At 68.2% G+C, this 19,876-nt stretch carries 16 protein-coding genes and 1 pseudogene; 10 read left to right on the top strand and 7 right to left on the bottom strand.

Annotated elements, in window-relative coordinates; genetic code table 11:
• Positions 1-60 precede the first annotated feature (60 nt).
• The 4 genes from ACFSGX_RS07390 to ACFSGX_RS07375 all read left to right on the top strand — a co-directional run bounded on the left by ACFSGX_RS07390 (position 61) and on the right by ACFSGX_RS07375 (position 4,823).
• Entirely contained in the window at positions 61-1,509 is a 1,449-nt protein-coding gene (locus ACFSGX_RS07390) for a M28 family peptidase (protein WP_380928743.1), read from the top strand.
• Between the two features lie 108 nt (positions 1,510-1,617).
• Positions 1,618-3,075 (top strand): IMP dehydrogenase, encoded by a 1,458-nt coding sequence (gene guaB, locus ACFSGX_RS07385; RefSeq protein ID WP_380930008.1) that lies wholly within the window; start codon positions 1,618-1,620, stop codon positions 3,073-3,075.
• 3 nt (positions 3,076-3,078) lie between these two features.
• The gene (locus ACFSGX_RS07380) at positions 3,079-4,260 is read left to right on the top strand and encodes an RsmB/NOP family class I SAM-dependent RNA methyltransferase (RefSeq protein ID WP_380928741.1); all 1,182 of its coding nucleotides are present in this window, start codon (positions 3,079-3,081) and stop codon (positions 4,258-4,260) included.
• A gap of 32 nt (positions 4,261-4,292) precedes the next feature.
• Entirely contained in the window at positions 4,293-4,823 is a 531-nt protein-coding gene (locus tag ACFSGX_RS07375) for a tetratricopeptide repeat protein (RefSeq protein ID WP_380928740.1), read from the top strand.
• Positions 4,824-4,937: 114 nt separating this feature from the next.
• On the opposite strand, the gene rsmA is transcribed toward ACFSGX_RS07375, so the two are convergent.
• The 4 genes from rsmA to ACFSGX_RS07355 all read right to left on the bottom strand — a co-directional run bounded on the left by rsmA (position 4,938) and on the right by ACFSGX_RS07355 (position 10,490).
• Positions 4,938-5,786, bottom strand: coding sequence for a 16S rRNA (adenine(1518)-N(6)/adenine(1519)-N(6))-dimethyltransferase RsmA (rsmA, locus tag ACFSGX_RS07370; protein WP_380928739.1), 849 nt, complete (start codon positions 5,784-5,786; stop codon positions 4,938-4,940).
• Entirely contained in the window at positions 5,783-6,787 is a 1,005-nt protein-coding gene (gene pdxA, locus ACFSGX_RS07365; protein ID WP_380930006.1) for a 4-hydroxythreonine-4-phosphate dehydrogenase PdxA, read from the bottom strand. Before pdxA ends, rsmA begins: the two co-directional genes overlap by 4 nt.
• The gene (locus ACFSGX_RS07360) at positions 6,780-8,132 is read right to left on the bottom strand and encodes a peptidylprolyl isomerase (RefSeq protein WP_380928737.1); all 1,353 of its coding nucleotides are present in this window, start codon (positions 8,130-8,132) and stop codon (positions 6,780-6,782) included. The genes pdxA and ACFSGX_RS07360 overlap by 8 nt, the downstream gene beginning before the upstream one ends.
• A 75-nt stretch (positions 8,133-8,207) precedes the next feature.
• Entirely contained in the window at positions 8,208-10,490 is a 2,283-nt protein-coding gene (locus ACFSGX_RS07355) for an LPS-assembly protein LptD (RefSeq protein ID WP_380930004.1), read from the bottom strand.
• 241 nt (positions 10,491-10,731) lie between these two features.
• Here ACFSGX_RS07355 and ACFSGX_RS07350 point away from each other — a divergent pair, with 241 nt between their 5' ends.
• The 3 genes from ACFSGX_RS07350 to ndk all read left to right on the top strand — a co-directional run bounded on the left by ACFSGX_RS07350 (position 10,732) and on the right by ndk (position 13,226).
• Positions 10,732-12,201 (top strand): leucyl aminopeptidase, encoded by a 1,470-nt coding sequence (locus ACFSGX_RS07350; protein ID WP_380928735.1) that lies wholly within the window; start codon positions 10,732-10,734, stop codon positions 12,199-12,201.
• Positions 12,202-12,282: 81 nt separating this feature from the next.
• Positions 12,283-12,723 (top strand): DNA polymerase III subunit chi, encoded by a 441-nt coding sequence (locus ACFSGX_RS07345; RefSeq protein WP_380928733.1) that lies wholly within the window; start codon positions 12,283-12,285, stop codon positions 12,721-12,723.
• Between the two features lie 80 nt (positions 12,724-12,803).
• The gene (ndk, locus tag ACFSGX_RS07340) at positions 12,804-13,226 is read left to right on the top strand and encodes a nucleoside-diphosphate kinase (RefSeq protein ID WP_157177564.1); all 423 of its coding nucleotides are present in this window, start codon (positions 12,804-12,806) and stop codon (positions 13,224-13,226) included.
• Between the two features lie 202 nt (positions 13,227-13,428).
• On the opposite strand, the gene ACFSGX_RS07335 is transcribed toward ndk, so the two are convergent.
• From ACFSGX_RS07335 to purM, 3 genes and pseudogenes are all read right to left on the bottom strand, one after another.
• On the bottom strand, positions 13,429-14,049 hold the full coding sequence (locus tag ACFSGX_RS07335; protein ID WP_380928731.1) for a hypothetical protein: 621 nt from the start codon (positions 14,047-14,049) through the stop codon (positions 13,429-13,431).
• A pseudogene (gene purN, locus ACFSGX_RS07330) lies at positions 14,049-14,621 on the bottom strand (phosphoribosylglycinamide formyltransferase); the annotation flags it as partial. The pseudogene purN and the gene ACFSGX_RS07335, both read right to left, overlap by 1 nt.
• Complete coding sequence (gene purM / locus ACFSGX_RS07325) at positions 14,614-15,711, bottom strand: phosphoribosylformylglycinamidine cyclo-ligase (RefSeq protein ID WP_380928729.1); 1,098 nt, start codon at positions 15,709-15,711, stop codon at positions 14,614-14,616. The gene purM and the pseudogene purN, both read right to left, overlap by 8 nt.
• A gap of 61 nt (positions 15,712-15,772) precedes the next feature.
• Between purM and ACFSGX_RS07320 the strand changes: the two genes are divergently transcribed.
• The 3 genes from ACFSGX_RS07320 to ACFSGX_RS07310 are packed head-to-tail and all read left to right on the top strand — an operon-like array spanning position 15,773 to position 19,852.
• Positions 15,773-17,035, top strand: coding sequence for a heavy-metal-associated domain-containing protein (locus tag ACFSGX_RS07320; RefSeq protein WP_380928727.1), 1,263 nt, complete (start codon positions 15,773-15,775; stop codon positions 17,033-17,035).
• A complete protein-coding gene (locus tag ACFSGX_RS07315; protein WP_380928725.1) occupies positions 17,032-17,652 on the top strand; it encodes an HdaA/DnaA family protein in 621 nt (206 codons plus the stop codon). The genes ACFSGX_RS07320 and ACFSGX_RS07315 overlap by 4 nt, the downstream gene beginning before the upstream one ends.
• A 10-nt stretch (positions 17,653-17,662) precedes the next feature.
• Positions 17,663-19,852 carry an RNA degradosome polyphosphate kinase gene (locus ACFSGX_RS07310; protein ID WP_380928723.1) on the top strand — a complete coding sequence of 730 codons (2,190 nt, stop codon included), beginning with the start codon at positions 17,663-17,665 and terminating at the stop codon, positions 19,850-19,852.
• The last annotated feature ends 24 nt before the right edge of the window (positions 19,853-19,876 follow it).

Below are 19,876 nucleotides of genomic sequence, written 5' to 3'. Positions count from 1 at the left end.
GGCGACAAATGAAAAGCGGCGCCCGCTTTGCAGCCGGTCGATCGCTTGATATCGGGCTGTATGAATCATCTCCGCACCGCTCTCCTGCTCCCGCTGCTTGCCGCCTCGACGCCGTCGATCACCGCGCCGATCCGCGAGGCGTCGCTGGCCCGCCATATCGATGTGCTGGCGAGCGACGCCTATGAGGGGCGGAAGCCCGGAACGCCCGGTGCGATCAAGGCCGTCACCTACATCGCCGCCGCATTCCGCGATGCCGGCCTGACCCCGGGCGCCGCGGACGGCGGCTGGTACCAGGCCATCGGCTTCACCGAACGGACGCCCGTCACGACGGACACGCGCGTCGGGACGCGGCACGAAGCAGAGGTGACCGCGACCGGACTCGATCCGCAGGTCCGGATCGCGAACGCCCCGATCGTCTTCGCGGGCTACGGCATCGTCGGACAGGGTCGCGACGACCTGGCCGGCGTCGCCCTGACCGGGGCGGTGGTCGTGATCCGCAGCGGGACGCCCGCCGGCATGGCCCAGGCCCCGCGCACGGCGGAGCGCATCGCCACGTTGCAGGCGCGCGGTGCGGCCGCCGTCCTGACCGTGACGTCCGCAACCACACCATGGGCCGATCAGACCGCACAGCGGACCCGCCCGGCCACGACCTTGGCGACCGTGCGCCGCCCGTCTGTGCAGGGCACGATCAGCCAGGCCGCGTTTCGGCGACTAGCCCCGAACGCCGACGCGCTGCTCGCCGCCACCGACACTGCCGGTTTCCAGGCGGTCCCGTTGCCGGGACGGATGAGCCTCACGGTCGAAACGACGATCCGTCCGTTCACCTCGTGGAACGTCATCGGCCGCCGCGCCGGCACCGCGGCGATGGGGCAGGCGGTCCTGTTCACCGGCCACTGGGACCATCTCGGCATCTGCCGCCCGGAAGGCGCGACGGACCGGATCTGCAACGGCGCGGTCGACAACGCCAGCGGCATCGCCAGCATGATTGAAACCGCGCGCGAACTCGGCACCGGTGCCAAACCGGTGCGGGACGAGGTCTTCATCGCCACCACGGCCGAGGAACTGGGCTTGTTGGGCATGGAGGCATGGGCGGATGCACCGACGGTTCCGCTGACCGATGTGGTCGCGGCGATCAACGTCGACACCGTCGCAATCGCCCCGCGCGGCCTTCCCGTGGCGATCGTCGGGCGCGGCCTGACCCGGCTCGACCCCGTCGTCGATCGCGCCGCCCGCCGGCTGGGGCGGAAGGTCGACACCGATCTGGAGGCGAACGCCTTCATCGATCGGCAGGACGGCGCGGTACTGGTCCGGCGCGGCGTTCCGGCCGTCATGATTGGCGGATCGTTCAGCGATCTGAAGCGGTTGGAGGCTTTCCTTGGCAGCGTCTATCACGGGCCGGCGGATGCACCGGGCAAGTCCGTGGTGCTCGGCGGGGCGGCGGAGGATGCCGATCTGACGGTCGCGGTGGCGCGCACGCTCGTCGATCCGGCCGCCTATCCGGCACGCTGACGATGCCCATCCTGCCGCGTGTCGCTACGGCACCGTGCCCGCGCACTGGTCTCGCCCCGCCATTCGCCCTATAGGGTCGCACCCGACTCCCCTTGCTCCAGGATCATGATGGATATCCCGCTCGGCCTTACCTTCGACGATGTTCTGCTCCGCCCGGCCGCGTCGGACGTGATGCCGGGGCAGGCCGACACCAGCACGCGGGTGACGCGGTCGATCGCGCTCAACATCCCGATGATGTCCGCCGCGATGGATACCGTGACCGAAGCCGACATGGCGATCGTCATGGCGCAGCTCGGCGGCCTGGGCGTACTCCACCGCAACCTGACCGTCGCGGAACAGGCGGCGGCCGTGCGGCAGGTCAAGCGCTTCGAAAGCGGCATGGTCGTCAACCCGATCACCATCGCGCCCGACGCGACGTTGGCTGATGCGCAGGCGCTGATGGCGCGGCACCGCATCTCCGGCATTCCGGTCGTCGAGGCGTCCGGCCGCCTGGTCGGAATCCTGACCAATCGCGACGTGCGGTTCGCTGAGAACCCGAACCAGCCCGTGTCCGAGCTGATGACGCACGATAACCTCGCCGTCGTCCCCGCCGACGTTGATCAGGAAGGCGCCCGCCGCCTGCTGCACCAGCGCCGGATCGAGAAGCTGCTCGTGGTGGACGAGGAATATCGCTGCATCGGCCTGATCACCGTCAAGGATATCGAGAAGGCCGTCACCTATCCCACCGCGACGAAGGACGAAGCTGGCCGCCTGCGCGTTGCGGCCGCGACCACGGTCGGCGACCTCGGCTGGGAACGCACGCAGGCGCTGATCGACGCGGGTTGCGACCTGATCGTCATCGACACCGCGCACGGCCATAACCGCGAGGTCAGCCGGGCGGTCGAACGGGTGCGGGCGATCTCGAACAACGTCCAGATCGTCGCGGGCAACGTCGCGACGGCGGAGGCGACCCGTGCGCTGATTGGCGCCGGGGCGGATGCGGTAAAGGTCGGGATCGGCCCCGGATCGATCTGCACCACGCGGATCGTCGCCGGCGTGGGCGTGCCCCAGCTGACCGCCATCAAGGAGGCGGCGGAGGAAGCCGCCAAGTCCGACGTACCGGTGATCGCCGACGGTGGGCTGCGCACCTCGGGCGACGTCGCCAAGGCGCTCGCCGCCGGGGCAAGCTGCGTCATGATCGGATCGCTGCTGGCCGGGACGGAGGAAGCGCCGGGCGAAACCTTCCTGTTCCAGGGGCGGGCTTATAAGTCGTACCGCGGCATGGGGTCGGTCGGCGCCATGGCACGCGGCTCCGCGGATCGTTATTTCCAGCAGGAAATCAAGGACTCGCTCAAGCTTGTTCCCGAAGGAATCGAAGGGCAGGTGCCGTTCAAGGGCCCCGCACGCGACGTGATCCACCAGTTGGTCGGCGGCGTGAAGGCGGCGATGGGCTATACCGGGTCGCAGACACTGGCGGACCTGAAGAAGGCGAAGTTCGTGCGGATCAGCAACGCCGGGCTGCGCGAAAGCCATGTCCACGACGTCGCGATCACGCGTGAGGCACCCAACTATCCGACCCGGGGTTGATCGGTGACCCCCGCCGCGCGCGTCCAGGCCGCGATCGACCTGCTGGACGAGACCATCGCGGCAGCCGGGGCGGGGGGCGCCGCCGCCGACACGCTGATCGCGCGCTACTTCAAGACGCGGCGCTACGCCGGGTCAAAGGATCGTCGTGCGGTCCGCGACCTCGTCTACGCCGCGATCCGCCGTGCGGGCGAGCGTCCGGTGTCGGGCCGCGCCGCGATGCTGGGTCTCGCGGTCGACCAACCCGAGATCCGCGATCTGTTCGACGGCAGCGATCACGCTCCGGCCACGATCGATCCCGGTGAACTCGTCGCGCGCGCTGGTGTTGCGCCAGCCTGGCTCGTCGCCAAGCTCGATACGCTCGACAGCGCGGAACAGCAGGCGCTGCTCGGTCGCGCACCGCTCGACCTGCGCGTGAACCGGCTCAAGACCGACCGCGCGACGATGCTCGCCGAACTGCCCGGCGCAGAGCCCACGCCGCATGCGCCGGATGGTCTGCGCATGCCGGAAGGAACCCAACTCGAGACACTTACGGCCTATGGCGAAGGTCGGATCGAGGTTCAGGACGAGGGCAGCCAGCTGCTCGCGCTTGCCTGCGAGGCGCGCGCCGGCATGATGGTGATCGACCTGTGTGCGGGCGCGGGCGGCAAGACGCTCGCACTGGCCGCCGCGATGCAGAATGACGGGCGGCTGATCGCCTGCGACACCGATCGCCGCCGCCTGGGCAATCTCGCGCCCCGCGCGACGCGGGCCGGGGTGACGATCGTCGAACCCAAGCTGCTCGACCCGGATCGTGAGCGGGAGGCATTGGCCGACTTCGTCAAACAAGCGGACATCGTGCTGGTCGACGCCCCTTGTTCCGGCACCGGCACGTGGCGGCGCAATCCGGAGGCGCGCTGGCGGCTGACGCGGGCGCGGGTCGAAAAGCTCGTCACGCTTCAACAGCATGTCCTCGACATCGCGGCATCGATGGTCAAGCCGGGTGGCGCGCTGGTCTATGCGGTCTGCTCGCTGATCGACGACGAGGGGGCGGGGGGCTTCGACGCGTTCCTGACCCGCCACCCGAAGTGGGCGGTCGACCAGGTCACGATCCCCGCGGGTGTCCCACACGGGAAGGGCCGACGCCTGACGCCGCTGCATGACGGCACCGACGGATTTTTCGTCGCGAGAGCCCGGGCGCCGTGCTAGCGTTACCGCGCGCCAGTTTTAAGGATACCCTCATGCGTTTCTCCGGCCCTGCCATTGCCCTGGCGGTCGTCCTCGGCCTGGTGTCCAGCATGGGATCCGGCCAGAAGCCCGACGACCAGATCAACCCGCGTTCGGTCGCATTGATGCAAGCTGGCGAAGCGGCCCGTCGCGCGGGCAACCTGACCGGCGCGAGCGACCTGATCGAAACCGCACTCGCCGTCGATCCGCGCAACCGCGGCGCCTATGTGGCGCTTGCCCGTGTCGCGCAGGCCCAGTCGCTCCCCGGCAAGGCGATCCGCCTGTACCGCGAAGCGCTCGTCCTCGAACCGAACGACGTCACCGCGCTCGGCGGGCAGGGCGAGGCAATGGTCCAGAAGGGTGCCGTCGAACGCGCCAAGCTCAACCTCGCGAAGATCAAGACGATCTGCAAGGCCACTCCCTGCGCGCCGGCCACCGCGCTGGCTGCAGCGATCACCAAGGGTCCGCCGCCCGCCGTCGTGACGGCGCAGGCGACCACCGTCGTCCCGCCGAAGGGCAAGGAAGCGGCGACCGTCAAACCCTGATTTGACGGTTTGCCAGTACCCTGACCCGTTTGGTTCGAGCCTGTCGAGAACTCAGCGCCGAGTTCTCGACAGGCTCGAACCAAACGGGTTGGGGTAGGCCCTAAACTTAGAAGCTTACGCCGAGGCGGCGTCCAGTACCCGCGCCAGTGCCACGAAGTCCGCGACCGGCAGCGTCTCCGCTCGCCGCGTAGGATCGATCCCTAGACCGACCAGCGCCTCGACCGCGCCCGACACCGACTTCAGCGACTGCCGCAGCATCTTGCGACGCTGCCCGAACGCCGCCGCGGTCAACCGTTCCACCGTCCGCATCGAAACCCCCGCGGGTTGCGCGGCTGGCACCAGATGCACGATCGCCGAGGTGACCTTTGGCGGTGGCACGAACGCCGAGCGATGCACGGCAAACGCCAGCGTTGCAGTCGAGCGGAACTGTGCCAGCACCGACAACCGGCCATAAGCCGATGTGTCCGGTGCGGCGACGATCCGCTCGGCCACTTCCTTCTGGAACATCAAGGTCAGCGACGCCCAGAAGGGCGGCCACGGCTCGATCGTCAGCCAGCGAACGAGCAGCGCCGTGCCGACATTGTACGGCAGGTTCGACGCGATATGCGCGCCGGACCCCATCAGCGCCGCCTCGTCGATCGCCAGCGCGTCGTCGTCGATGACGGTCAGCCGTCCGGGATAGGCATCGCCCAGTTCGGCCAGCGCGGGCAGGCAACGGCGGTCGCGCTCCACCGCGGTGACGGTCGCCCCAGCCTTCAACAGCGCGCGCGTCAGGCCACCCGGGCCGGGCCCGACCTCATACACGCGCTGCCCATCGAGCAAGCCCGGCACGCGCGCGATCCGATCGAGCAGCTGCCCGTCGAGCAGGAAATTCTGCCCGAGCGCCTTCGATGCCGCCAACCCGTGGCGGGCGATCACCTCACGCAGCGGCGGCAGGACGACCGCCGCCGGCGGGGTCGTCATGCCGACGTCGCCCGGTACCGCACCGCCTTGCCGGCCAGCGCGATCGCCGCGATCATTGCACCGGGATGCGCCTGGTTAAGACCCGCAATACCGAACGCGGTGCCGTGATCCGGCGCGGTCCGCACGATCGGCAGGCCGAGCGTCATGTTGACGCCCTCGTCGAAATGCAGCGTCTTGATCGGGATCAGGGCCTGATCGTGATAGAGGCAGAGCGCCACGTCATACTGCGCGCGCGCGCGTTCGTGGAACATGGTGTCCGCGGCCAGCGGCCCGACGATGTCGATCCCTTCTTCGCGCAGGATTTCGACCGCGGGGGCGATCAGGTCGATCTCCTCACGCCCCAGCGCACCTTCCTCGCCCGCATGCGGGTTGAGCCCGGCGATCGCGAGCCGCGGGTGCAGGATGCCGAAATTTCGTACCAGTCCGCGTTCCGCGACCCGCGCCTTCGCGACGATCAGCTCGATCGAGAGCGCATCCGGCACGTCACGGATCGCCAGGTGGGTCGTGATCGGCACCGTGCGCAACGTCGGTCCGGCGAGCAGCATGACGACATTGTCCGCCGCCACGCCGCACCGTTCGGCGATAAATTCGGTCTGCCCGGGATGGACGAACCCGATCGCGTAGAGCTGCGCCTTCGACACCGGCGCGGTGACGAGGCCGGAGGCGACCCCAGACCGGGTCAGCCCGGCGGCGAGCTCCAGCGCATCGAGCGAGCAGCGCGCGCCCGCCATGTTGGGCTTGCCCGGCACGATGTCGGCCGCGTCCTCCACCTGCACGACCGGCAACGCATCGTGGAACCGCTCGGCGGCCTCGGACGGATCGGCGATGCGCACGACGGGGCCGTCCCAGACCGCACGGATCGCACGGCAATCGCCCACCGCGAAGAACGGCGGCAGGCGGTGGACCTGTCGCAGCGCCCAGGCTTTCGCCACGATCTCGGGACCGATCCCGGCGGGATCGCCCAGCGCGACGGCGAGCGGCGTGGCGGGATCGTCAGCGATAGTCGACCACCGCGTCGCGTCGCAGATCGCGCAGATAACGCCGCGCGCTGCGGTTGACGCGTTCCTCTTCCAACTGGGACTGGATCGTCGCGGCGTCCGGGCCGGCCGCCGCCTTGGCTTCGTCACGGCCGCACAGCACCAGCGAACGGACGCCGTCCTCGACCGACCCGAAGGGCGGGCTCGCCTGGCCGATCTGGAGGTCGAGCATCATCTGCTGGAGTGCGGCGGGCAGTCCGCGGACCGGGATCTGGTCGTTGTCGACCACCTCGGCCCCCAGCGTCTTGGCGATCGCCTCGACCGAACCGCAACCGCGCACCGTCTTCATCGCCGCACCGAACTTGGCGACGTCGGGCGCCACCTGTTCGCGCGTCACGCCGGCCGGGAACTTGATGCTGACCTGCTTCAGCGCGAGCACCGCGTCGCGCGCATCGACGCCGCCACCGGTGCGACGATCGACCACCGCGATGATCGAATACCCACCGGGCACCGCGATCGGCACGCTGACCGAACCCGGTTGCATCGTCTGCGCCACCGTCGCCAGCTCGGGCGGCAGCTGTTCGGCGCGAACCCAGCCGAGATCGCCCCCGACCGCTGCCGTCGAGGCTTCCGAGAACTGGCGGGCATAAGCGAGGAACGATCCGCCCTTGCGCACCTGTTCGACGATGCGGTTCGCATTGGTGAGCGTCGCTGCTGCCGTTTCGGGGGTGGAGGACAGGAATATCTCGCCGATCCGAAACTCCTCCGCGCCCTTGTTGGCGCTGATTCGCGCCATCACGGCGGCAACCTCTTCGTCGCCGACATTGACGAACGGCTCGATCCGTCGGCTGAGCAACCGGCGCCAGGCCAACTCGCCCTCGATTTGCCGCTTGATCGATGCTTCCGACGACCCCTGTTCGCGCAGGAACGTGCCGAACGTCGCGGGCGTCCGTTTGAAATTGCCGGCAACGCGCGTGTAGGTCTGCTGAATCTCGGGCGGGGTGATGACGATGTCGCGCGCCTTGGCTTCCTGGATCTGCAACGTCTCGTCGATCAGGTTGCGCAGCACCTGCAGCTTCAGCCGCTCGCGCTCCTCGCCTTCCACCTTGCCGCCGTTCGCCGCCAGCACCAGCGCTAGGCGTTGTTCGATGTCGGTCTGCGTGATGATCGTCCCGTTGACGATCGCGGTCGCCTTGCGGACGTTCGGGTCGACCTTGCCGAACACGGTCAGGTCGTTGGGCAGGTTCATCGACTGCACTGCAGGACCGACGCTGTCGTCCACCGTTTGCGCCAGTGCTACCGCGCCGAAGCCGAGACCCGCCGCCAACAGCGCGGCACGCCCGACCCGATGCCTTCGTAATGCACCCAAGATATGCTCCAATTCACAAAGTCCCACGCCGCAACAGGGAAAAGGTTCCCTACCGGCCCCCGCCTGAACCTTAGCTTAGCGCCCGAGGTTCTTGAGCGCCAGCCTGACGGCGACCGTGCTGCCGCGACGGGTCGATCCGATGATGTCGTAGTCGCGGCGATAGGTCGCGCCGACCTCCAGGCATTCATCCGCGTACAGGATGCCGATCCGCTGCCGCACCGGCTGATAGCCGTCGGAGATCACAGCCGGGTCCTCGCCCGGACCGGTCAGGTCAACCACGGTGGACCCGAACACGGACACCGTGCGGGTGATCTGCACGCGGCCCCCCAGCCGGATCTCCTCGCGATCGCGCAAATCCTCGATCGCGGTATCGACGTTCCGGTTGAGCCGGAAATAGCCGACCGTCGCATAGGTGCGCCGACCGCCCAGCGTCGCGTCGACTTCGTTACGCCGGATATTGAGGTTGTCCTTGTCCAGCCGGATGCGCTGCGTCAGCGCTGCGAACCGGCCGTAGCGGATCGTCGTCTGCGCCACTATGTCGGAGAACCGATCGGTCAGGCCGGTCCCCTGCGGAAACAGCGTCGGCTCCTTGGTCAGGCGGTAGCTTTGGCCGATGACCGACCGCACCGACAGCCGCGGCCGATCGAACGCCCATTCCGCACCGTAGACCGCGCGCGATCCGTCCTCGAACCGGTCATAGCCGCTGAACCGGTTGATCGCGAACAGGTTGAGCGTCTCCAGATCGATCGCGCGGCTGTCCTCGTTAGGAATGTCCGAATTCCTAAGCGGCGGCGTCGCCACGATCTGGACGCGCGGCGTGATCGTCTGCGTGCCGCCAAACAACGTCCCCGCGAACGGCCAGCGCATGTCGACCGCGCCCGCCACGATGCCGCGGCCCTGCCAGCCGTCCTGACCGCGATAGCTGACCGTCGGCGTCGAGATGCCGTCGTCGCTGTGATAAACGTCGCCGCGCGCATAGGCGGTCAGCGTCACTTCCTGTCCCAGCGTCGTCAGCCGGCGGAGGTCCCAGCGCGCGCCGGCAAAGGCGCGCTGCGTATCCTGCCCCGCGGTACGGATCAGCGAGAGGCTGTTGAGCTGCAGCTCGACCTTTCCGCCGAGCAGCGGATCGTCGATGCGGCGGCGATAATCTATCGCCGGGATGGCGATCGGCTGCTGCCCCTGGATCGCGCCGGCGCGCAACGTCTGGACGGCATAGCCCGCGATCGACAGATAGCTGTCCTGGTCGATCCGCTCGACGTTCAGCACCGACCGCAGCCGATCGTCGTTGGTGATGTCGTACCGCCGCAGGAACGTCCGGTCGCTGGTCAAGCGCAGCGATCCTGTCACCGACCAGTTCGGATCGAGCTGGAACTTGCCGTTCGCATCGATGTAGCCACGCACGCCGCGATCGGTATCGACATCGGTCGGCACCAGCAAAGCGGGCGAGCGCGACCCGTAGGTCAGCATGCCGCCGACCTGATACGCGCCGTTCGACGTCAGTTCGCGGTACTGGCCTTCGACCGCCGGCAGGACCTTGGAATAAACGTGCGGCGTGATGGTCAGGTCGCGGCCCGGCGCCATCTTGATGTAATAAGGGACCGAGAACTGGACGCCGTTCAGGCGCGAGATCTGGAAATCGGGCACGAGCAACCCGGGCCCGCCCCCCTGCTGCCCATCTGGGTGCGAAAAACCGGGCAGCCACAGCACGGTGACGCCGAGCAGCTTGAACCGCGCGTCGCGGTAGCTGATCCGGTGCTTGACGGGGTCGTGGACCACCCGGACCGCGCTGATCGTCCACACCGGCGTGCGCGGGCAGCCCGCCGCATCGGTCACCGCGCAGGGCGTGTACGCGGCGCGTTCCAGCGTGCTGACGCCGTTGACGCGGGTGCCGCGTACCGCCGCCAGCCGCCCGCCATCCTCCAGCACGAGCAGCAGATTTTCGATCACGCCGTCCTTCAGCGTATCGGTCAGGTCCACGCTGTCGCCGTAGACCGTGTCGCCGCCCGGATTGACGACCGCGACATTGCCTTCCGCCCGGACCGCGCCGGTCTTGCGGTTCCAGACGATCCGGTCCGCGCGCATCCGGTTGCCGGCGCGCACCATCCGCACGTCGCCGGAGGCGGTCACGATGTCGCCATTGCTGTCGTAATCGAGCGTGTCGGAGCTGAAACCCACTTCCTCGTCGGACAGTGGGGCCGTGATGCCGACATCAGCGGGCGGCGCCACGATGGGCGGCAGCAGGCTGGGCGTCGCGGTCGATTCGGGCGCCGTGGCCTGGCCGGTCGCGACAGGCGACGTCGCCGACCCCGACTGGGCCGCCGCGGCCGTTCCCGATAACAGGATCGCAAGCGAGACCATTGCCCCGCCGGTCGTCTTCACTTGCAAGCCAGCAACCCTTTGCGGCCGCTATGGCCGATCTCCGCCTATCGCATCGACTCCGGACGGCTGCAATCGTCGATGCGGCAGGCCGTATCGACGGCACTTGGGACCGCTTTACCGTGGAGAATGGTGGCAAACCCTTCGCACACTTCCCATTTCTGGCAGGCAACGCCGGCCGGGTGACGCCCGGCGACGAACCAGAACAAGGAATGACACGCACATGCAGGTCCGTTTTGAAGCCAGCCGTCCCGTCGATACCCGGACCGTCGCCTATCCCGTCACCGGCACAGCCTTTCCGCAGACCGATGCGGATGCTGCCGCCCTCGCCACCGCATCTGCCGCCGCACAGCGATTCGACGGCGACGCCGGCTCGTTGCTCGACCTGTTCGTACCCGGCGGCGAAACGGCGTCGCGCGTTCTGTTCGCCGGGATCGGCAAGGCCGCACCGACGACCGACAATCTCGAAAAGGCCGGCTCCGCGCTCGCCGCCCGCCTGCTTACCTCCGGCGAAACCAGCCTCGTCGTCGACCTGACCGGCAGCAGCATCGGCGACCCGGCGACCGCGGCCGCGCACATCGCATTCGGCGCGCTCATGCGCAGTTGGCGCTACGACAAGTACCGCACGAAGCTGGCCGACAAGTCGAAGCCGACGCTGACCGAGATTGTGATCGTTGGCGGCGGGGACGATGCCGCGAACCTGTACGCCCCGCTCGCCGCGCTTGCCGAAGGGCTGTCGCTGACCCGCGAACTGGTCACCGAACCGGCCAACATCATCTACCCGGAAAGCTTCGTCGAACGCTGCCGCTCGCTTGCCGATCTTGGCATCAAGGTGAGTGTGCTGGGCGAAGCGGAGATGGAAGCCGCCGGCATGGGCGCGATTCTGGCCGTCAGCCAGGGTAGCGCGCGGGCGGCACAGCTGCTCGTCCTGCACTGGAACGGTACCGACGATGCGGGCGACCCCGCGCTGGCGCTGGTCGGCAAGGGCGTGACGTTCGACACCGGCGGCATCTCGATCAAGCCGGCCGCAGGCATGGAAGACATGAAGTGGGACATGGGCGGTGCCGGCGCGGTCGTCGGGGCGATGGCGACGCTGGCCGGCCGCAAGGCGCGCGTGAACGTCGTCGGTGTCTGCGGACTGGTCGAGAACATGCCGTCCAGCACCGCGACGCGCCCGGGCGATGTCGTGACGTCGATGTCCGGCCAGACGATCGAGGTCATCAACACCGACGCGGAGGGCCGCATGGTCTTGTGCGACGCGATCTCCTGGGTGCAGCAGAACTACGCGCCCAAGACGATCGTCGATCTCGCCACGCTGACCGGCGCGATGATCGTCGCGCTCGGCCATGAATATGGCGGCTTGTTCGCCAACGACGATGCGCTGGCGGAGCAGCTGCTCGCCGCCGGCACCGCGTCGGGTGACCCGCTCTGGCGCTTCCCGCTGGGCGATGCCTACGACAAGCTGATCGACAGCCCGATCGCCGACATGAAGAATGTCGGGCCGCGGCCGGGCGGTTCGATCACTGCGGCGCAGTTCATCCGGCGGTTCGTCGACAAGGATGTCCGCTGGGCGCATCTCGACATCGCCGGCATGGTCTGGGCGGCCAAGCCCGGCACGCTGCACGACAAGGGCGCGACCGGTTACGGCGTGCGCCTGCTCGACCGGTTCGTCCGCGATAATTTCGAGGTCTGATCCGCGTCGTCAGGTCCGGGCGGCGCGGCCGTCGCCCGGATCCTCTTATCACGGCCTGCCGGACGGGTTAGACGCCGCGTCATGCAGGTCGACTTCTACCATCTCGGGCACGCCCCCATCGCCGCGGTCTTGCCGCGTATCGCGGAGCGTGTGACCGGGTCCGGCGCCCGCCTGCTGGTGGTAGCGGACGACCCAGCCATGCTCGAACGGCTCGACCGCGAGCTGTGGGACTATGCCGCCGACGCCTTCCTACCGCATGGCCGCGCGGGGCAGGGGGGCGAGGCGCACCAGCCGGTCCTGCTCTCCACCACGCTCGATCCGCTCAACGCCGCGCGAAATGTCGCACTGGTCGACGGGCGCTGGCGGGCCGAGGCGCTCGACTATGACCGCAGCTTCCACTTCTTCGACGACGACTCGATCGAGGCGGCGCGCGCGGCGTGGCGATCGCTGAACGACGTCGAAGGGCTGGAAAGGCGTTTCTGGCGGCAGGACGAGGACGGTCGCTGGACGCGCGTCGCCTGAAGTCAGCGCGCTTGCCGGGGACGCAACGCCCGACTAGAGCGACGCCATCCCCAATCGCTAATACAGGAGCCCGTCCGGCCATGGCGACCGAGCGTACCTTTTCGATCATCAAGCCCGACGCCACGCGTCGCAACCTGACCGGTGCCGTCACCGCGATGCTGGAAGAAGCCGGCCTGCGCGTCGTCGCATCGCGCCGCATCCAGATGACCCGCGAACAGGCCGAGGGCTTCTACGCCGTCCACGCCGAACGCCCGTTCTTCGCCGACCTGGTCGGTTTCATGGTCTCCGGCCCGGTCGTGATCCAGGTTCTGGAAGGCGAGAACGCCGTCGCCCGCAACCGCGAAGTGATGGGCGCCACCAACCCCGCCAACGCCGACGAGGGCACGATCCGCAAGGTCCACGCCGAATCGATCGAAGCCAACACCGTCCACGGTTCGGACAGCGCCGAGAACGCCGCGATCGAAATCGCGTATTTCTTCAAGCCGGAAGAAATCGTCGGGTGATGTGAGGGGGCTTTAGGCGGGCTTCGGTCCAGCCAAAGCCCCTCACCCCACCCCTCTCCCCGCAAGGGAGAGGGGGCCTGTCGTGCCCGTGAATGGCCTCTTCTAAAGCCCTCTCCCCCACGGGGGAGGGTTGGGAGAGGGGGAGTGGCTTGGGCTAACCAAGCCGAGAAGTAACGCTCAGATGGTCAACAACGCGAAAACCTCAACGCGCCTTCCGCGCCCAAAGCGCATCAACCCGCTTCACCCCATCGTCACCCTTCACCCGCTCAACCAGCGACAACCCCCGCAACCGCACATCCGTGCCCTGCAGGAACGCCGTGTCGGTCGCATAGCCGATGTCGTAGATCGCCCGATCCGTCATCGCGACACCCTCCGCCAGATACCGCGTCGTCAACAGCACCGGCAGCCGCTCGTCCCCGCGCGTCTCGGCCTGCAATCCGGCGGACTTGCGTGCCCGGACCAGCGCATCGTCGAACCACCCGGCCTCGATCCGCGCATCCCCCGTCGTATCGACCGCCGCCACGCCCAGCGCGGACGGAAACGCGATCGTCTGGCTCTGGATGCTCTGCTCCGCATTCAGCGGCGCCATGTCGAGCGTCGCCGCGGACCGGTCCGCGGTCGCCTTTAGCAACAGGGTCCGGTTCGCCACGCTCGCCTTCGCGACCTCCCCCGCCTTCTCCACGCGGACGTCCTGCCGCTCGGTATAGCTGTTCCACAACGTCAGCCCGGAGATCGCGACCGCGGCCACCGCCAGCACCTCGCCCATGGTCACCCAACGGCGGCGGACCCGCGCAGCCTCGGCCTTGTCCTGACGATCGGTCATCGGCGTACCAGTTCGGCCAGAGTTGCGGGATAGAGCCGGTGCTCCTCCGGCAGCACGCGTGCCGCCAGCGTATCGGCATCGTCGCCGGGCAGGATCGGCACGCGCGCCTGGGCCACCACGGGTCCGTCATCCAGCTCCGCCGTCACGATATGCACCGAACAACCGCCCTCCGCATCGCCCGCCGCGATTGCGCGGGCATGCGTGTCGAGCCCCTTGTACAGCGGCAACAGCGAGGGATGGATGTTGACGATCCGCCCAGCCCAGCCGGAAATGAACTCCGCCGACAGCACGCGCATATAGCCGGCGAGCGCGATCCACTCCGCCCCGGCACGCCGGATCTCCGCATCGAGCAGCGCATCGAACGCCGCGCGCGGCATGCCCTTATGGCTAAGCGCAAACGTCGCGATCCCCGCCGCCTCGGCGATCGCCAGCCCACCCGCGGCCGGATCGTTCGCCGCGACCAACACGACGCGGTAGGGGCAGTCCTCCGCCTCCGCCGCGGCGATCAGCGCCGCCATGTTCGATCCACGACCCGAAATCAGGATCGCGACCGGCACGCGCAAATCAGCCATGGAAGGTGGCCGACCAGTCGCCGCGCCCGCTCCAGCTTTCCGCCGAACCGCGTACGGTACAGCCCTTCTCGCCCGCATCGATCGCGCCGATCCGGAACACCGTCTCGGCCGCCGCTTCAAGCTCCGCAGTCACCGCGTCGACATCGTCCGCCGCCACCACGACCGCCATGCCGATGCCACAGTTGAACGTCCGCGCCATCTCGCCCGGCTCGATATTCCCCTGCGCCTGCAGATACGCCATCAGCCGCGGCTGCACCCACGCGTCGGCGTCGATCGTCGCGTGCAGACCGTCGGGCAGAACGCGCGGGATATTCTCGAGCAACCCGCCGCCGGTGATATGCGCCAGCGCATGGACCCGCCCGGACCGCACGACCGGCAGCAGCGATTTCACATAGATCCGCGTCGGCGCCATCAGCGCGTCGATCAGCATCACGTCCTGGTCGAACAACGCCGGGCGATCGAGCTTCCACCCCTTGTCCGCCGCCAGCCGCCGAACGAGCGAATAGCCGTTGCTGTGGATGCCCGACGACGCGAGCCCCAACACGACGTCGCCGACGCGAACCCGATCGCCGTCCAGCACGTCGGATCGCTCCACCGCGCCAACGCAGAACCCGGCCAGATCATAGTCGCCCGGCGCATACATGCCCGGCATCTCCGCCGTCTCGCCACCGATGAGCGCGCAGCCCGCAATCCGGCACCCCTCCGCGATTCCCGCCACCACGGTCTCGGCCTGCCCCACGTCCAGGCTGTTGCACGCGAGATAGTCGAGAAAGAACAGCGGCTCCGCACCCTGTACGATCAGATCGTTGACGCACATCGCGACCAGGTCGATCCCGACCGTCTCGTGCCGCCCGCTTTCGATCGCGAGCTTCAGCTTGGTGCCGACCCCGTCGTTCGCCGCGACGAGCAGCGGATCGGCATAACCCGCCGCCTTGAGGTCGAAGAACCCGCCGAACCCGCCGAGTTCCGCGTTCGCCCCCGGCCGCCGCGTGGACCGCGCCAGGGGGCCGATCGCCCGGACGAGCGCATTGCCCGCCGCGATCGAAACGCCCGCCTGGGCATAGGTATAAGGTGTGTCGTCTGTGGCCATGTCCGCGCGATTAGACATAACGCGCTTGGATTTCCACGACCAACTCGCCACAAGCGCGTTCGTGGCCCGACTTCTGACCCCTCCGCGCATCCTGATCGCGCTCGCCGGCGCGGCATCGCTCGTCGCCGGCGGCATCGCCGTCAGCCAGATCGAACAGGGCGACCGCGGCGTGGCGCCGATCGACAGCACGTCCAGCTACGAGATCGGCGGCGTCACCGTTGATGTTTCGGGCAAGGACGCCGACACCGCCCGCGCCGGCGGCTGGCGCGAGGCGCAGCGCAAGGGATGGCGCATGCTCTACGCCCGCGTCCACGGCGTGCCGTTCGCGGCCGCCCCCCGGCTACCCGATTCGACGCTCGATTCGATCGTGGCAGGCATCGTTGTCGAGGACGAACAGATCAGCGCGCGGCGCTATATCGGCCGGCTCGGCGTGCTGTTCGATCGCGGGCGGGCGGGCGCGCTGCTCGGCGTCGGCGGGCAGGTACGACGGTCCGCGCCGATGCTGACCATCCCGGTCATGTGGTCCGGCGGCGCGCCGCAGAGTTTCGAACTGCGCACTCAGTGGCAGCAGGCCTGGGCGCGGTTCCGCACCGGCGGCAGCCCGATCGACTATGTCCGGCCGGTCGGGACGGGGGCGGACCCGCTCCTCCTGAACGTCGCGGAATCGCGTCGGCCGGGCCGTGCGTGGTGGCGCATGCTGCTCGATCAATATGGCGCGTCCGACGTGCTGGTGCCCGAGGTGTCGATCAAGCGCAGCTTCCCCGGCGGCCCGGTCGTCGCCACCTTCACCGCCCGCCACGGCCCGGACGGGACGGTGATCGACCGGTTCGTCTTGCGCACGAGCAGTTCGGCGAACATGCCGCGATTGCTCGACGAGGGCGTCCGGCGGATCGACATGGCCTATGCCGACGCGCTGCGCACCGGCGCGCTGTATCCCGACTCGATGCTGGTCGAGGATCCGGCCATCGAAGAAACGCTCGACGATGCCGCCGCCGAGACCGCGGCCGTCGACGGCGCGGACACCGCTGGCAGCAGCTTCTCGCTCGAAGTCGATACGCCCGACGCCGCGGCGCTCACCTCGGCGGAACAGACGATCCGCGCCATCCCCGGCGTCCGCTCGCTCAGCACGCCCAGCCTCGCGATCGGCGGCGTCTCGGTGATCCGCGTGCTGTACCAGGGCGACGCCGCCGCGCTGTCGATCGCGCTCGGGGCCCGCGGCATCCGTGCGGAGGAAATCGGGAACAACAGCTTCCGCCTGCGCCGCGCCGCGCCCGCAACCCCGCCGGCCGCCGCGGCGCCCGCGCCAGAACCCGCCGCGCCGTGAACCAGATCGCGCTGCCGCTGCTCTGGCCGGCGGACGCGGCGGCGCACGACTTCATCGTCTCTCCTACCAACGCGGACGCGGTCCGTCATCTCGACCATCTCGCACTCTGGCCCGTCATGGCGACCGTCTTGGTCGGACCGCGTAAGTCGGGCCGCAGCCTACTCGGCCGGATCTTCGCGGCGCAAAGCGGCGGCACGTTGATCGACGCCGCGGATCGCCAGCCGGAGGAAGCACTATTCCACGCCTGGAACCGTGCGCAGTCGGATCGCCGCCCGCTGCTGATGATCGCGGACCAGCCGCCGCCGATCTGGTCGCCCGCACTGCCCGACCTGCGATCGCGGCTGGCGGCGACTCCCGTCGTGACGCTCGGCAACCCGGACGACGCGCTGGCCACCGCGCTGCTTCACAAGGAACTCGGCGCACGCGGCCTCGCGCTGCCACCCGCAGTTGCGACCTATGTGCTCGCCCGGATTGACCGCACGCATGTCGCGATCGCGCGAATCGTCGATGCGCTCGACACCGCCGCACTCGTCCGACAGCGCGGATTGACGGTGCCGCTCGCCCGCGATGCGCTCGCCGCCTGCGGATTCATCGACGAGTCATCCGATATCGGCTAGAGTCGATCCCATGGAAACGCCCGATCCCACCGAGAACGCAACGCTGACCGCGGCGTCCGATCCCGCCGCACCGATCACGCTGCGTGAACGCTATTTCAACCGTGAACTCAGCTGGCTGGCGTTCAACCAGCGTGTGTTGGACGAGGCCTGTAACGAAGCGCACCCGCTGCTCGAACGGCTGCGCTTCCTGTCGATCTCCGGCAACAACCTCGACGAGTTCTTCATGGTCCGCGTCGCGGGACTGAAGGGGCAACTCCTTCAGGATGTGGACACGCGCTCGCCCGACGGGCTGACCGTGGCACAGCAACTGGCCGCGATCACCGAGGAAGCCGATCGGCTGATGGATGCGCAGCAGCGCGTCTGGTCCGCGATCCGCCGTGCGATGGCGACGTCCGGGATCGACGTGCTCGACCTCGCCGATATCCGGGCCGACGAAACGTCCTGGCTGGAGGCGTTCTTCCGCGAACAGGTGTTCGCCGTGCTGACCCCGCAGGCGCTGGACCCCGCGCATCCATTCCCGTTCATCCCGAACAAGGGCTTCAGCCTCATCTTCGACCTTCGCCGGCTGTCCGACGACGAGCCGATCCGCGAGCTGCTGATGGTCCCCGCGCGTCTCCCCAGTTTCGTGCGGCTGCCCGACCTGCCGACGCAGGACGGCATCGTCCCCCGCGCACGCTATGTTGCGATCGAAACCGTCATCCGGCGGTTCACGCACATCCTGTTCCCCGGCTACGAGGTCCAGGGCGACGGCGCGTTTCGCATCATCCGCGACAGCGATATCGAGCTGGAGGAAGAGGCCGAGGATCTCGTCCGCTACTTCCGCTCGGCCATCAAGCGTCGCCGCAAGGGTCGCGTGATCCTGCTGGTGATGGAAGTCGGAATGCCGGAAAATCTGGAAAAGCTGATCAAGGAGGAGATCGGTGGCGCCGACGCGATCATCACCGACACCGGCCGCTTCCTGGGCATCGCCGACCTGGAACAGCTGGTCGAGGAAGACCGCCCCGACCTCAAATTTCCGCTATTCAACCCGCGTTTTCCGGAACGCATCCGCGAACATGGCGGCGATTGCTTCGCGGCGATCCGGTCGAAGGACATTGTCGTCCATCACCCGTACGAATCGTTCGATGTCGTGCTCGCCTTCCTCAAACAGGCCGCACAGGACCCCGACGTCGTCGCGATCAAGCAGACGCTGTACCGCGCGGGCAAGCAGTCCGCCGTCATCCGCGCGCTGGTCGACGCGGCGGAGGCGGGCAAGTCCGTCACCGCGGTGGTCGAGCTGAAGGCGCGGTTCGACGAGGAACAGAACCTCATGTGGGCCAGCCAGCTGGAGCGCGCCGGCGTGCAGGTGGTCTACGGATTCATCGACTGGAAAACGCACGCCAAGGTGTCGATGGTCGTGCGCCGCGAAAACGGCACCTACCGGACCTACTGCCATTTCGGCACGGGCAATTATCACCCGGTTACCGCCCGGATCTATACGGACCTCAGCTTCTTCACCGCCGATCCACGGGCAGGGCGCGATGCGGCGCGGCTGTTCAACTACATCACCGGCTATGTCGAACCGCACGACATGGAACTGCTCACCATCTCGCCGATGGGCATGCGCGAACGGCTGGCCGAACTGATCGACGCGGAGATCGACACGGCGCGGGCAGGGGGCGAGGGGTCGATCTGGATCAAGATGAACTCACTCGTCGATCCGGCGATCATCGAGAAACTGTACCGCGCGTCGGCGGCCGGCGTGCAGATCGACTGCATTATCCGCGGCATTTGCTGCCTGCGTCCCGGCGTGCCGGGGCTCAGCGACAATATCCGCGTGCGCTCCATCGTCGGGCGGTTCCTCGAACATAGCCGCATCATGTGTTTCGGCAACGGTGCAGCACTCCCCAACAAGCAGGCGAAGGTCTACATCTCGTCCGCCGACTGGATGCCGCGCAACTTCGATCGCCGCGTCGAATATCTGTTGCCGATCGAGAATCCCACCGTCCATGCGCAGATCCTGGAACAGGTGATGGTCGCCAACCTGATCGACGACGAGCAGACGTGGCAGCTGTTGCCCGACGGCAGTTACGACCGGGTCCACACCGGCCGCCGCCACTTCAACCTGCACCGGTATTTCATGACCAACCCGTCGCTTTCCGGCCGCGGCGAGGCGCGCAGCGGCGCGGTGCCGAAGCTCAGTTTGAAGCGGGGGACATAGCCGCAAGGGGTAGAAGTACCAGAC

The organism is Sphingomonas arantia, from assembly GCF_042682045.1.
In the GTDB taxonomy this organism is placed as follows: Bacteria; Pseudomonadota; Alphaproteobacteria; order Sphingomonadales; family Sphingomonadaceae; genus Sphingomonas_R; species Sphingomonas_R arantia.
The sequence above is the reverse complement of the archived record's forward strand: the minus strand, read 5'-3'. Positions and strand labels throughout refer to the sequence as shown.